General features: G+C 55.5%; 10 protein-coding genes, 1 tRNA gene and 2 pseudogenes. 6 read left to right on the forward strand and 7 right to left on the reverse strand.

All coding sequences use genetic code 11. From position 1 onward, the window contains the following. Positions 1–29 precede the first annotated feature (29 nt). Both AQUI_RS0112485 and AQUI_RS0112495 read left to right on the forward strand, forming a co-directional pair. Positions 30–119: transfer RNA gene (locus AQUI_RS0112485), tRNA-Ser, on the forward strand. Positions 120–539: 420 nt separating this feature from the next. Next, positions 540–1,502: an HNH endonuclease gene (locus AQUI_RS0112495; protein ID WP_027257810.1), complete on the forward strand. Its 963-nt coding sequence runs from the start codon at positions 540–542 to the stop codon at positions 1,500–1,502. Between the two features lie 108 nt (positions 1,503–1,610). Here the strand turns inward: AQUI_RS0112495 and AQUI_RS0112500 are convergent, their stop codons facing one another. Continuing rightward, positions 1,611–2,159 (reverse strand): recombinase family protein, encoded by a 549-nt coding sequence (locus tag AQUI_RS0112500; RefSeq protein ID WP_027257811.1) that lies wholly within the window; start codon positions 2,157–2,159, stop codon positions 1,611–1,613. A 213-nt stretch (positions 2,160–2,372) separates the two neighbouring features. Here AQUI_RS0112500 and AQUI_RS29280 point away from each other — a divergent pair, with 213 nt between their 5' ends. Together AQUI_RS29280 and AQUI_RS0112510 are read left to right on the forward strand one after the other, a co-directional pair. Next, complete coding sequence (locus tag AQUI_RS29280; RefSeq protein WP_051371888.1) at positions 2,373–3,188, forward strand: calcium-binding protein; 816 nt, start codon at positions 2,373–2,375, stop codon at positions 3,186–3,188. Positions 3,189–3,681: 493 nt separating this feature from the next. Next, complete coding sequence (locus AQUI_RS0112510; protein ID WP_027257812.1) at positions 3,682–5,064, forward strand: hypothetical protein; 1,383 nt, start codon at positions 3,682–3,684, stop codon at positions 5,062–5,064. Between the two features lie 497 nt (positions 5,065–5,561). On the opposite strand, the gene AQUI_RS29285 is transcribed toward AQUI_RS0112510, so the two are convergent. Continuing rightward, on the reverse strand, positions 5,562–6,902 hold the full coding sequence (locus AQUI_RS29285; protein ID WP_027257813.1) for a tyrosine-type recombinase/integrase: 1,341 nt from the start codon (positions 6,900–6,902) through the stop codon (positions 5,562–5,564). 150 nt (positions 6,903–7,052) lie between these two features. On the opposite strand from AQUI_RS29285, the pseudogene AQUI_RS32355 reads away from it, so the two are divergent. Further along, positions 7,053–7,208 (forward strand): annotated as a pseudogene (locus tag AQUI_RS32355) (integrase); the annotation flags it as partial. Between the two features lie 57 nt (positions 7,209–7,265). Here the strand turns inward: AQUI_RS32355 and AQUI_RS27840 are convergent. Next, positions 7,266–7,583, reverse strand: a pseudogene (locus AQUI_RS27840) (helix-turn-helix domain-containing protein); the annotation flags it as partial. Positions 7,584–8,281: 698 nt separating this feature from the next. Between AQUI_RS27840 and tnpA the strand changes: the two are divergent. Continuing rightward, on the forward strand, positions 8,282–8,656 hold the full coding sequence (gene tnpA / locus AQUI_RS0112525) for an IS200/IS605 family transposase (protein WP_027257814.1): 375 nt from the start codon (positions 8,282–8,284) through the stop codon (positions 8,654–8,656). Between the two features lie 272 nt (positions 8,657–8,928). Here tnpA and AQUI_RS0112530 read toward each other — a convergent pair whose 3' ends face one another. Genes AQUI_RS0112530 through AQUI_RS0112545 form a run of 4 tightly spaced genes read right to left on the reverse strand, consistent with a single transcriptional unit; the run spans position 8,929 to position 13,145 of the window. After that, complete coding sequence (locus AQUI_RS0112530; protein WP_027257815.1) at positions 8,929–9,711, reverse strand: arginine deiminase family protein; 783 nt, start codon at positions 9,709–9,711, stop codon at positions 8,929–8,931. A gap of 4 nt (positions 9,712–9,715) precedes the next feature. Then, on the reverse strand, positions 9,716–11,320 hold the full coding sequence (locus AQUI_RS0112535) for a 5-guanidino-2-oxopentanoate decarboxylase (RefSeq protein WP_027257816.1): 1,605 nt from the start codon (positions 11,318–11,320) through the stop codon (positions 9,716–9,718). After that, positions 11,317–12,501, reverse strand: coding sequence for a pyridoxal phosphate-dependent aminotransferase (locus AQUI_RS0112540; protein ID WP_027257817.1), 1,185 nt, complete (start codon positions 12,499–12,501; stop codon positions 11,317–11,319). Before AQUI_RS0112540 ends, AQUI_RS0112535 begins: the two co-directional genes overlap by 4 nt. Next, positions 12,498–13,145 carry a TetR/AcrR family transcriptional regulator gene (locus AQUI_RS0112545; protein ID WP_027257818.1) on the reverse strand — a complete coding sequence of 216 codons (648 nt, stop codon included), beginning with the start codon at positions 13,143–13,145 and terminating at the stop codon, positions 12,498–12,500. The genes AQUI_RS0112540 and AQUI_RS0112545 overlap by 4 nt, the downstream gene beginning before the upstream one ends. Between the last annotated feature and the right edge of the window lie 77 nt (positions 13,146–13,222).

Raw genomic sequence — 13,222 nt, forward strand, 5'->3', positions numbered from 1 at the left:
TCTGGGTTGCGGAACATATACGGGTCAGCGGAGACGTGGCCGAGTGGTCGAAGGCGCTCCCCTGCTAAGGGAGTAGGCCCGGAAGGGTCTCGAGGGTTCGAATCCCTTCGTCTCCGCCATTACCGGCTTATCGTTTGAATTCAATGACTTAACTCAGTCATACCACACACGCTTACCACACACGTTACCCACACGTGCTTTAGTGATGCCAAATAGACTTACTTCTGGCCCGATGAACCGGTGCCCCACTGTTGCAGGGGCAGAGTAACGGTGCTGATTCCTAAAAGCTCACTGACGGTGAATGGCTCTTCCCACGGTACATCCATGATGACGGCTGTAGGGCAACACATGCTTTCAGGCTTTTGGTAGACATGGTTGATCGGCAGGCCACTGGAAGCTTTGTATATAGCCAGAGCCTCCTCTTGAGTGGTAGCCCCATTTACTGGCTCCATGACCCTCCTGTTTTCTTGCTTCTGCCTTCCATGTACGCATAGTTGCAGGAGAGAGCGGTTTGGTAATTTTTCTATTAAGGATTGTACATGCCAGAGATCTTGGACACCATCGAAGGCCTTTCTAACGTTCACGTTGCGGCTTTGCGGTGGTTTGAAGAAAGGCGGGGTGAGAGAGTATCTTGGGCGGAGATGAAGGAGCTCGCTGACGAGAAGGATATGCGACTAAGCACAGCGGCAAAGGGTATCTATAAACCTTCGTATTCAGATTATGCCCTAAGCGTAAGAACGGTTCAGGACGGTCCATATCCCGACAGAGAAGTGCAGTATCGACCTGATGGGAGTTGGGTTTGCCAGTACTTTCAAGAAAACCCAGATCCGTCTCTTAGGGACAATTACTACACCAACAAGGGGTTGATGCTTTGCATGGAGCACGAAGTTCCGGTTGGGTTTCTGATAAAAAGGAAAAGCAAGCCTGGTGTGGAATATGATGTGTTGGGTCTTGGGTTCGTCACATCTTGGGATGAAGGGTACTTTACTATCGAGGGCCTCTCCAAAAACGGAGAATATAAGGCCGACAGACCTGAAAAAGATGCGGCCAAGTGCAGATCTAGCCTCCTTAGCGACCCTGATCTTGAAGAGATCATAGATGCCACCGAAGACCGAAGAGAATTTCAGTTTAGGTCCGTTGCAACACGTAGGGGCCAAGCAGGTTTCCGAAATGGCCTTCTGACTACCTACGACTCAAAGTGCTGCTTGTCAGGTTGTGATGTGCCGGCAGCGCTGGAGGCAGCTCATATTGCACCCTACATGGGGGATCATTCAAACAAGCTTTCTAACGGTCTCCTACTACGGTCTGATCTGCATACCCTCTTCGATCTTGGCCTTCTCTCCTTTGATGAGAATTACTGTGCGCTCTTGTCCCCGGAGCTGCTGGCGTCCCATCAATACGCTGAGCTCAAGGGGCGCAGGATCAACTTGCCAAGGTCAACGGGTGATCAACCTGATTCCGCTGCTTTGCTAGACCACAGGAGTTGGGCTGGCTTTGCCTAACTTTTTTCTTGTCTTGGCTTCTGAGGCGGAAAACAGGCTAGGCCAATTCGTTCCTGAGTTTTCTGGAGGGTCCCACGCCTGTGAGAGGCCCTCCGGTTGACTGCACTATCAGGCTTCTTCGTTCAGAATCCGATGTACGGACATGCGGCTTATACCCAGTGCATCTGCAATCTTGTAAGTGGACAGGCCTTCCTGCTTCAGGTCTTTCACCTTCTGCCGATCTATCCGTTTCTTGCCACCCTTGTAGACGCCTTTGGCTTTGGCCTTAGCTATTCCTTCAGCCTGTCTCTTACGGATGATGTTCCGTTCAAACTCTGCAAACGCACCCATCATCTGAAACTGGAGTTTGGCAAAGGCGTCATCCGAGTCTGCTGAGAACGTCAGCCCCTCCGACTTGAACGAGATAGCCACCCCCTTGTTGTTCAGGGTTTCGATTATGGATTGGAGGTCTCTAAGGTCACGGGCTAGGCGGTCGATAGAATGGACAACTACAGAGTCACCCTCTCTGGCGTAGTTGATCATCTCCTGAAGCGCTGGGCGGCCTGCTGCTGACTTGCCCGACAGTTTCTCTTCGAAAGTCTTGTCAACCTGACCTAGATCCTGCCGATCAAGATTCTGGTCAATGGTGCTCACACGTCTGTAGCCCAGCGTCGCCATGGTAACCTCATTTGATAACATATGACTCTAGATTAAAGTGATTCCAGTCACATATGGAAGTAAAATAATCTTAATGTTACCATCTGGCAGTAACATGCGACCAGCAACATCAGGCTGTACCTAGTTGGTAGACTTGCCGCCCAAAAATGCGGAGGTCTTGTTTCGCTTCGGAAGTATAGCTAGAGATAACTTAATAAAATCAAGGGTAGATCAATGTCCGAAATTAAGTTTTTTAATGAATTAGGCAATGGATTCAAAATGAACTTTGAAGGAGAGATGTTTGGAAGTGATGTGACAAGGACTTTAGTTCACACCAGGGTTCTTGGAGATGTTTACGTGGTCGCACGTTTCATCGTTTGGGATTCGGATTGTGTCGACTCCCTAGAGTTGGTTTATGATGACTCCTCATCTGGTAATTATTTGGAAGGCTTTACGGTCCGGTCGGAGGGCCGCATTGTATTCAATTACAATGTAAGCATCGTGGACCAACAGCTTGGCAATCATTTAGCCTTTGGTGATTTTCAAAGTATCTTGTCCGGTAATGACAAAGTTCTGGGTACTGACTACTCAGATAGGCTGATTGGATTCAGCGGGGCAGACAAAATTGTGGCAAACTCCGGTGACGATAGCCTTTTTGGGGGCGCTGGAAATGATCGCCTTCTAGGTGGGGCCGGGGATGATAGGATAAACGGGGGTAGGCAGAGCGATTACCTGAAGGGAGGCAATGGAGCCGATACGATTAGAGGCGGAGGGGGGGCAGATACTATTACTGGTGGTGCAGGCGACGACCTGTTGTTGGGTAATGCCGGTAGAGATTTATTCGTTTTTAATGGCAGCCATGGGAATGACACAGTGAGGGGGTTTAACTCGAAAAGAGATTCCATTTGGGTGAAAGGTTCAGTTGGCATAGAAGACTTGGAGCTACAACAGCTCGAGGATGACGTTCGGGTGAAATTTGGTTCCACGACAATCATTGTCGAAGATACAGACCTGGGCTTCTTCCTAGAAAACGATCCTCTGATCTTCTGACTATCGGATCAGTTGATCAACTCGAGAACTCATACGTTTGCCTGCTGTGGTGGGCAAACAATCCTGTCGTAAGGGAGTGTACGTGGCCAAGCTTTCTGGGTCCGAACTGTGAGCTACAGCGGAAATTGGTCTAAGGTCCTTCATGTCTCCGATGTGATGTTAGGTAGAGGTGGATATTGAATTAAGTTACTGAATTTATTGTATAAAATGACATGCTCGCTTGATCTGCGGTCCACCCGATGTACTCCTGAAATTTTCAGACATACAATCTGATGCGGAGTTTTGCCTTGCAATACGCCAAAAGATTGATATAAGGGCCGGACAGAATGATTGGGCTAGTCGATGAGGCTGGCCCTTTGTCGTTCTGACGTCAGGTGGCAGTAATGCCCCTGGATTTTCACAAAACCTAGCACATCGTTTCCTGCCTTTTAGCAGGCTTAGACCCTTCTGGGGTCTTTTTTGCGTTTGTGCTGCCAAATTAGAAGGAAAGTATATGGTTGCAGAACTTGAAACAGTGAATTTTTTTCGGCCCGTGTGGAGGGCTTACAATTGTGAAGCAAAGGAATGGGTGGCGGACACCCTGACGCAGGTAGGCGTAGTGTCGCCGTCACAAAGGGAACAGGATGCGATGGCATCATTCCTTTATACTGGCCGTTGGTGCTTGCAGGCCAACAGACTTCTTGCCTGCCCAAAGGTGAAAGACTTTTGGTCGAAATTTCCTTTGGTGGGGTGGGCGATTGTCCAAAGGCTAGCCTCGAGACTGCAGGGAAAGTTCCTGCGTTACGTTCAGGGGACAGGAGTATGGTCCCATGGGATTGACGATGAGGGAAATTCTTTCTCGAGCAAGGTGACTACCCTTTATGAGGTTGATCAGTCTTTGCAGCACTCGCCTCTATACGATGGTGCCCAATTCATTGATGTTGGAAGGCCGCAGCTACTGATCAGCGAGAAAGAAACACGAGCTCAGAGAGAAAGCCGAAAGGCAAGGGGGAAGTCTTCGCCAAAGTTAGGCGTTCGAAAGGCGGAGAGGAAATTTTGTAAACCCTACCATCTGCTGAATGAAGAGGTGGAAGAGCTCAATAGGTATTACCAGAAGCACCCGCTTCAGCTACCAGACCAGGGCTCCGCACAGGCGTTCTGTGGCTCTGTAGGAAGGGTTTTTCATGGTGAAAGGTTGGATGCTGGTGGAAGGTTCTACGGGGCTTATACGGGCCTTGAGGGGGACCACAGGCTGCACTGTAAAATTGATGGAGAGCCCATTGTTCAGATTGATCTGAATGCTGCTCAAGCTGTGTTGTTCTCTTCGTTGATGGGCTACAAAATCAAGGATACGGGTCGTGAAAACGGTGCCTGGAGTGACCTTTACGGCCACATGGCGGATGAAATCTACGGTGAAGGAACCAAGCAGGCTGCTCAAGAAAGATCTGTGATCAAGGCTGTTGGAGTTGAGCTCATCGGTTGCGGAAACCCATGTAAGGCTAAGCCTTCACAGGAATTGCAGTTCAAGCACGGTGTCGATGAATCAGTGTTCAAGATTTATCGAGACAAGATCCTAGAGTGGGTGCCTGCTCTTAAGCATCTTGATCGGGATTACTACAATGGGGCTGGTTTCATCACATATCATGAGAGTCAGATTGTCCTGAGGACTATCCAGCAGCTACACAATAGAGGCATTCCTGGATACCCCATGCATGACTGTCTGATTGTTAAATCGTCAGATAAGGTGGCTGGACTTAATGTCCTTCGGGAAGTGGCGAACAGTTATATTCTGGAACACTGTCGCACCCACGATAGACCTGAAGAAATCAGTGTTATGGTAGCTTGCTCTTTAGAAGAACCTAGTGGGAAGATTAGGATAAAAGGTTACTATCTTTAGTAATTATAAAAATATGGAGGTTGCCAAAGACTTGATCTTAAGTGGCAACCTTCGGTTCCCATATAGTAGACAATTCCGATAAGTAGTGGAATTTATTGAATAAGTGGAGGATTATTTGTCTGGATCATACCATGTCTACGCTTTAAAGGACCCCCGGAATAATCCTGTTCTTCCTTTTTTATTGGCAAAGGGACAGGAACCAGGGCCTGGGATCACAGGATCAACATCGATGGGACGAGCAAGGGAAAGCGTATCTCGGACATACTGGGGGAGGGATCATTGTTTAAGTAACCCTGCCTTGCGGTGATGTGGAGAGCGATCACGCATTTTTTTCACGTTTTTGCGCTGGGCGCCGAAAAGCTACTTAGTCCACCATCATTTGCGATGGAGCAGCCAGGGGGAGCTGCAGAAGCCCGCCTGAAGTGCGGGACGGTTGAAGGGCTACTTCTTCTGCCTTTTTGCACGTGGTGGGCTGTGGTGGCTCTTCTGTGGCGGTTTCAGCCTCCCCAGTCCAGCTTCTCGATGGCTTCTTGCAGCGTTTCGAATGTCACGCCACCAGAGTACAGACCATACGTCATGGTTTTCAGTTCATGACCAATTAGGCGTGCGGAAATGTTCTCTGGAATGCCAGCTTCTTCCAACTGTGTAGCTACCCCCTTCCTGAGAGAATGAAAGACCAACGTACGCCCGTATCCGCACCGACCCTTTAGCCGACCAAATTTCTTGCCTATCGCATTTGAACGATCGCCGTACTTGTTGAAGGTCAGCCCGGACAGCAAAAATCCATCCTCGCTTGTTGCTCGCAGTCGGTCAACTAGGGGCTTGATCACGGAATGAATGGGCACTGTGCGTATCCCAGCAGACGTTTTTGCGTCTTCTATGCTGAAAGAATTGCTGTCCACACTGCTGAGCTTGAGGCTGCATAACTCCTCAATTCTGGCCCCGGTGTAGGCTCCAAGGTAGATAAGGTCTTTGAGCTGAGAGTCATCGTCTGCTGCTCGGATCAAGGTCTGGAAATCTGCTTTGGTGAAATGCTGGCGCTTGGAGTTGGCAGAGCGGTTTGCCCGGCTGTTCTTGCGAGGCACAACGTTATCGAAGGGCGGTGCCAGTTCAAGCTTTTGATGTCGCTGAAGGTATTTCCAGTAGCCCCTGCAGTTTGAAATTACTCGCCTGCAAGTAGTGAGCGCCAGCCCATCCTTGCCGATCAGATCATTCTCAACCCACTCCTGTACACTGGTGGTAGTGGCATCGTGGGCGTACTTAAACATTTTTGAGAACCGAAGAAGATCACGCTGCTTCATGTCAATCGTCTTGGGTTGATCTGACAGACGTTCAGCAAAATCGTTTATATGCTCAGATAGGACTAGCCAATCTCCGTAAACGACCAAATGTGCCTCTGCGAGTTCATCGGTTTCGGTCGCAAGCTCAGCATGTACCAAGTCAACTTCGTGCTCTGGAACGCCTTTCTGTTTCAGCAGAAGCTTGTGTTGTCGCATCGCTAGGATGGCATCAGTTGGAGGAAGGCCGCTACGGACACTCTCGATCAGTTCTTTCCACTCATGGATGACCGGTAAGCAGAGGCGTTCAGCTTCTGACTGGCTCTCAGTCTTCAGTGATTGAACGAAACGACTTTTCTTTAGACGTGGCCGCAAGTCTTTGGGCACCTCAAGGACCGCATACCATTTGCGTCTACGTTTCTGGATAAATCTTGGCATCTGTAGTTCAGCTTGAGGAAAACCACACACGGTTACCACACACGTTTTTCGTTCGATAGCCTTAAAGTTAAGGGAGTAGGCCCGGAAGGGTCTCGAGGGTTCGAATCCCTTCGTCTCCGCCATTCACACTTTCTTTTTAGTCTGATGGCGACCGAAAAGTGCCAGTAAAACAAGGCTCTTGCCGACGTGACGCATTTCCAGTCGTCCGGTTGAAGCCTTTCCAAACCGATACAATAGTGTTTTTTTAGGCAGGTAGTATGTTGGGTAGGTTGCATGCCTAGACGAGCAAAAGAACTGACTGCGCTCGAAGTAAAGCGCCTGAAGCATCCGGGTCATGGTCGAAATCACACTGTTGCTGTCGGTGGTGTGTCGGGATTGTTGCTTCAAATCACTCCAAATGCGGGAAAATCATGGGTGCTACGTGTCACAGTCGGCAACAAGCGCCGGGAGTTTGGGCTGGGAAGTTACCCCGAGATTGCACTTTCGGCCGGATGGCGAGACAAAGATGCCCAGTTTGCGCAGCTCGTTGGAGGTGCGGGCTTGGCCATAGGCCGGGAAATAGGTGGCGGATTTGATGACCGCCTGTTCGGTCGCCTTGTCAACCCGATTGGCCAAGTTGGGCTTGCGCCGGGTGCGCTCAAACAGGGCTTCGACGCCCCCGTCCTCGACGGTTGATTTATAGCGATAGAACGTGTCACGGCTGCAGCGCATCACCTGGCAGGCTTTGCTGACATTGCCCAGTTCCTCGGCCAAGTTCAGCAGACCGGTTTTGTGTTTGATGATCTTATCGGTAGAGTTCAGCATTGTGGTTGCCTCGTTTTGCGGTTGGGTTTGCACCACCATAAAAACGGCCAGCCATCATCTCCTTCAAGAGATGCGCTGCCCCCAGTTCAACGTGCTGAGAAGGGGGCGGTGTCAGATAACATCGAGACTAATTCATCTTATGCAAACCAGATAACTGGGCCGGGCCCCGGGCGATGTGGATGCCAACTCCGCCGTCATACCACGGAGCCCGTTGATCCGTTGCCTTTGCTGCCGGACAAGGAAGTTCCATGTGTGATGCAGTGGCGACAAGGCTTTCTGCTCTGCCGACGCTACCGCAGCATACCGCATCGCCGGACGGGTCTGGGCGTCGCAAATTGCCTCTGTACCGACGTCACCGGCCAACCGCTTCTTTCCGGCTTTGATAGCTTCCTTCGACCATTTGCGGTAATCACCCTGTGATATACCCTCCCGGCGGCGCAGTTGCGAATTTCTGTCCCCGTTACACTGCCCTCTTCAAGGCGGATCTGATCTTCTCATCAAAGGAATACTGCTTGCCGGGCGCCTGCCTGATGTCCTTGACGATCTTCCCGCTATGACTTTTGAGTATCCACTCTCTGGAGCAAACCCTCCGGCTTCCAGCCGGAACCGCTTTAGCGTGAAAGAATCCGGTTGTGGCCTTACCCTCGGAAAAATGAGCCGCAGCCGGGTCGAAGGCTCATTTTTCCGAGGGTAAGGCCATGCAATGTGATACCGGGAAACACTGCGTTTTCTACCACCGCTATCAGATCGTGTGGTCCACCAAATACCGCTATAAGGTGCTGCGCGGGGCGTTGCGCCTGCGGGTGCGCGACATTTGCCGCCAGGTCTGTACTGAGAACGGTGCCGGCCTCTTGCGCGGGGTGCTGTCGAGCGACCACGCGCATATGTTCGTTTCCGTGCCGCCCAAGCTCGCCATTTCGGATCTGGTGCGCAAGATGAAGGGCCGTTCGTCTTACCGGGCGCAGCGGGAATTTCCGGCGATCCGCAGACGCAACCGGGGCTGCCGGTTCCGGGGGCGGGGGTATTTTTCAACCACCAACGGAGCGGTCACTGAAGACATCGTACTTCAGTAACTGGAAAACCATATCGCCGATCCTGCCGGCGCCAGCCGGTAGTCGTTCAGTTCATTTCTCATCTGCCACTCTCCGGTGGTTGTGATGAGCCAAGAGCATTTTTATATCAAATTGCCCTCGTTGGATCCATCATAGCGCCGTCACGGCAATTGAGCATCGCCGCTCAATGGAGGCTGGCGAGTGCTTTGGGGGGGACCGATCCGCGCCGGAGTTCCGCGCAGCTTTGGTTGCCGCCGCTGCGCGGAATAGCTCCAGGGCTTTCGCTGCCGGGGTCAGAACCGCAGGGACAGGCAAGACATGCCGCCGTCCAGTTTGGCGCAGTCGGTGTTGTCGATTTCAACGATCTGGTAGCCTGCCTTGTCGAGCACATCTGCAGTGCGCGGGAAACCTGCTGCCATCAGCACAAGATTGTTGAACCGGATGGCATTGGCCGCCGCTTCCTCGCCCTCAGCCACACGCAGTACTCGGTAACCTTCAAAACACCCTGAAGCATCCAGGCGTTTGGTGGAGAGGATGGTCTCGGCATCCATCAGCGAGCAGTCGGTCTTGAAGTGCAGGACGCCCTCGGGAGTGAACACCTCACGCAGTGTGTGGCCCCAATCGGCGGTGATTTCAGCCAGTTCGGCTACACCTGCGGCATCGGTACGGTCGGAGCGGCCGACCAGGATTTCGGTGCCGGTCACCAGAATGTCGCCGCCTTCAATATGGCCGGGGCCTTTGATTTCGCGGATGGTGTCGTAGCAGCCGCGCAGGGCCGGGGCCATTTCAGCCACTTCGCCCAAGCGGGATGGAGCTCCGGGGCGCATCAGGATGGCGCCCTGCGGCAGGCACAGGGCAGTGTCCTCGACAAACTGCGCGTCGGGGTAGGCGTCCAGCGGATCCAGCTCAATCACCTCGGCGCCGGTGCTGCGCAGGGCGGCGACATAGGCGGCATGGGCAGCCAGCATGCTGTCCAGGTCCGGGTTGCCGATGTCCTCGGCGCGCAGTCCGTTTGCGATGGAGGCCGCAGGGCGGCGGGTGATGGCGCGGGTGAACTCAAAAGTCGGATTTCGCATGGGATTACTCCTGTCCCGGACCGGATCCGGTGATGTTGATTTCGAGGATGGAGGGAGTGCCGCGCCCGCTGGCCTCACTGAGTGCGGCGGCAATTGTCTGCGGCTCCATCGGGACGCGGGTGAAGGGGATGCCAAAGGATTTGGCCGCGGCCTCAAAATCCGGCGGGGTCGGGTCGCAGCCCACCACGGGGACGTCCACGGCCTCCATTGAGGCGGCGATTTCGCCATAGCCGCGGTTGTTCCAGAGGACAAAAGTAATGGGCAGGTCTTCGTCCACCGCGGACATGATCTCAGGCAGGGAGAATTGCGCGCCGCCGTCGCCTGCGATGCAGATCACAGGTGTGCCCGGCGCGGCGATGGCGGCGCCGATTGCAGCGGGAATGCCATAGCCAAGCGCGCCATAGCCGGTGGCCGCGTTGAACCAGCCGCCGGGGCGGTCGTGGTCGTAGTAGAGGTTGCCGGCATAAATCGGCTGGGTGGAATCGCCGATCATCAGGGCGCTTGGAACTGCGGCACGCATGGCGTTCAGCACCTCGACCTGCCGGCGGTAACCCGGGCCGATTTCTTCAAATGCGGCAGCGCGTGCGTGCTCTGCACGTTCAGCGCCCTGGCTTTGTTTCGCCGGTCCGGGCAGGGCGGCCAAGAGCGCGGCAGCGGCCTGATCTGCCTGGCCGGTGATGGCGAGCTCTGTTTCGTGCCGGGCAAGCTGGGCCAGGCAGATATCCACCCGGATCAGCCCGGCCATCCGGGGCATGCTGCCGGTGGCGTACATGTCATAGTCGGTTGGTCCCAATTCGGTTCCCAGCGCCAGCACGCAATCGGCCTGTTCGATCAGAGCGCGGACCGCTTGCAGGCTGGGACTGGCGGGGACAGTCAGCGGGTGGCCGTGCATCAGGCCGCGGGCGTTGACGGTTTGCACGACAGGGGCGTCCAGGCGTTCGGCCAGGGCCTGAAGGTCTGCACCCGCTGTTTTTGCGCCGCCGCCGGTCAGGATTACCACATTGGATGCTGCCAAAAGCCTGTTTGCGGCTTCGGTGACCCGGGTCAAGTCAAGCGGAGGCGCCGCGGGAGGCGGAGCTGTTGTGCCGCCGACTGACGCTGCACCTGCAATGTCCAGCGGGACCTGAATGTGGGTGGGGCCGGGGCGGTTGGCGGAGAAGGGGGCAAAAGCGTGATCCAACGCTGCCTCCAATCCGGCAGGGTGCGCCACGTGTTCGGATACCAGAGCCACGGTTTTGGCCAGCGTGTGCTGGTCCGGCAGCTCGTGGAGATGGCCGTGGCCCTTGCCGAGCGTGCCGCTGGTGTTGACGCCCGAGACCACCAGCATCGGCACCGAATCCGCACGGGCCTGAGCCATCGGTGTCAGCGTGTTCGTCAAGCCGGGGCCGGTAATCACAAAGGCCACGCCCGGTTGGCCGGAGACGCGGGCATAACCGTCGGCCATGAAGCCTGCACCTTGCTCGTGGCGGGGAGTGATATGGCGGATGCCTGAGTCTGCCAGCCCGCGGTAAAGCTCGACCGTATGGACGCCGGGGATGCCGAACACGCAAGAAACCCCGCGTTTCTGCAGCCCCGAGACCAGGGCCTCGCCAACTGTTTTTGCGGTCATGCGACGCTCCTTGCCTTACGGTTTGCATGAGCGGTGATCCGGTCCAGCGCGGTGGCAAAACTGGTGTCGTCGATGGTGAGAGCGACGCGCACCCAAGTCTTGAGGCTGTCGCCAAAGGCGGAGCCGGGCATCACGGCGACACCGCTTTCCAATAGGTCCCAGGCATAGGCATCGCCGTCCATTCCGGTGGCAGAGACGTCGATCAAGGCAAACATGCCGGCTTCGGGGCGGTGGACGCGCAATTCAGTCTCGCCGTGCAGCCGCTGGACCAGCAAGTCCGCGCGGGCGGCAAAGCGGGCGGCCATGCCAGCCGCCACGGGGGATCCATCGCGCACGGCCTTTTCGGTCATGTCGGCGATGAAGGGCTGGTTGCCAAACAGCATGGTTTCCGACACCGGCAGCAGCGCGGTGCAGAAATCCGCAGGTCCGGCACACCAGCCGCTGCGGAAGCCCGGTGCGGCGTGGGATTTGGAAATCGAAGACACCGCGATCACCCGGTCCGCCAGGGCAGGATCGGAGAGGGGGGAGACGAATTCTGCACCATCGAAAATCAGATGCTCGTAGACCTCGTCAGAGATGATCCAGAGGTCATGCTTGATCGCCAGCTCGCCGATTTCGCGCAGGCCATCGGCGGTCAGGATGGCGCCGGTCGGGTTGTGCGGGGTGGTGAGCAGGATGGCCCGGCTGCGCGGGGAGATGCGCGCCGCGATGTCGCTGGCCTGCATCCTGAACCCGGCCTCAGGCCGCAGCGGCACCGGCACCATATCGGCACCGGAGGCGCGGATCACGCCCTCGTATGTGGCATACATCGGATCGCCTGCCAGCACCTCGGAGCCCGGTTCCGCGACGCCCTGCAGCACCGCATACAGCGCAGTCTGGGTGCCGGGGAAACACAGGATGTTCTCCAGCCCGAACGCGCGTCCGCGGTTGGCACTGTAGGCCTCGGCCAGGGCGGCACGCAGGCGCGCCTCGCCGCGGCCGTCGGAATAGCCGGTGCGGCCGGCCTGCATCGCCTGCGCGGCGGTCTGGATCAGGTCCGGGGGGGTGGGCACATCGGGTTCGCCGATGGTCATCTCAACCAGATCAGCCCCGGCTTCGGCCAGTTGCCGTGCCTTCAGGTGCACTTCCCATTTGCCGCCGCCCAAACCGGCCAGCCGTTCGGTGATTGCTGTCAGCCTCATGACGTTTCAGCCCCTTGTTTCAAGTTCAGTCCTGTCATGGCGGCAACCGATTGCCGCCCGATCTCTGCCAGCTCCCCCGGTGCAAAGGCATCGGGCAGGGCGCCGCCTTCCAGCCACAGCCCGTCAATCAGCGCGTTGCAGGCGATCGCCAGCTGGCGCAGCCGCGCAGGCGGGGCCGGGCGGCCCGCTTCGTTCAGCGCGGCAGTGATCAGCGCCTCCAGCTGGTCGCGGAAATAGGCATATGTGCGTTCGTGCGTCGCCTTCATGTGAGGGTCCTGCTGCACTTTGTTCAGGAAACTGGCCCAAAGCGCGATGGCGCGCGGATCCACCACCGGCGGGGTCAGCGAGGCAGTCACAAACGCAGTGAGCCGTTCCAGTGCAGTTCCCTGAACAGCCGATGCCGGGGCAAAGGTCTGGTCGGTCATGAAGGTCATGTGGTGTTCGTAGGCGGCAGTGATCAGCTCTTCCTTGGAGCTGAAGTAATGCCGGATCAGCCCCTGAGTGACGTCGGCGCGCTCGGCAATGCCCCGCACAGTAGCCCCGCGTACGCCGTTTTCCGCCACCAGCTCCAGCGTGGCCAGAATCAGCGCTTCCTTCCGGGATTCGGCGGATTCGCGTTTGAATTTACGGCGCTCGTCGCTCACCTCAGCTCCTGTTTTTTGCCATTCAGAGAAATTATACACTTGAATAATTACTGGAATCGCGGCTTACTGCAATCAGA

This window comes from Leisingera aquimarina DSM 24565 (genome assembly GCF_000473165.1).
GTDB classification, from domain to species: Bacteria; Pseudomonadota; Alphaproteobacteria; order Rhodobacterales; family Rhodobacteraceae; genus Leisingera; species Leisingera aquimarina.